This window comes from Stenotrophomonas sp. 01N47 (assembly GCF_056399165.1).
The window spans coordinates 1-372 of the sequence record NZ_JBFTQU010000106.1 but is presented as its reverse complement, the minus strand read 5'-3'; the positions used below and the strand labels follow the sequence as shown (position 1 = coordinate 372).

At 67.2% G+C, this 372-nt stretch carries 1 protein-coding gene; it reads right to left on the bottom strand.

All coding sequences use genetic code 11. The features are described 5' to 3' along the window. The coding region (locus AC1DKR_RS21430; protein WP_478035236.1) for an outer membrane beta-barrel protein at window positions 1–362 on the bottom strand (362 nt) is incomplete at its 3' end. Window positions 363–372: the final 10 nt, after the last annotated feature.

Genomic DNA, 372 nt, shown 5'->3' with positions numbered 1-372 from the left:
GTGTTCTCGGTGTCGAAGTCCGAATAGCGGTTGATCGTCGACGAGGCGAAGAAGCCCAGCGAGTGGCGCGACCAGTCCGAACGCACGGCCAGCTGGGGCTTCACGCGCCAGATGGTGTCGTCGGTCTCGCCCGTGGCCACGGCGTAGATGTTGTCGTCACGTTCGACGTCCACGGTCAGGCGGGGGTAGGCCATGAAGCCGCCCAGGCGCACGCCGGCCGCTTCATAGTCGGGGCGCGGGCGCTGGCGCACGCTGGTGTGCTTGTCGCGCTTGAAGCTGGACGCTTCGCTCTGGGCCGAAGCCACCTGCGGCGCAGCCGCGACGAGAACAGCCGCGATGGCGGCCGAGGCAAGTATCTTCATGGTCTATCCC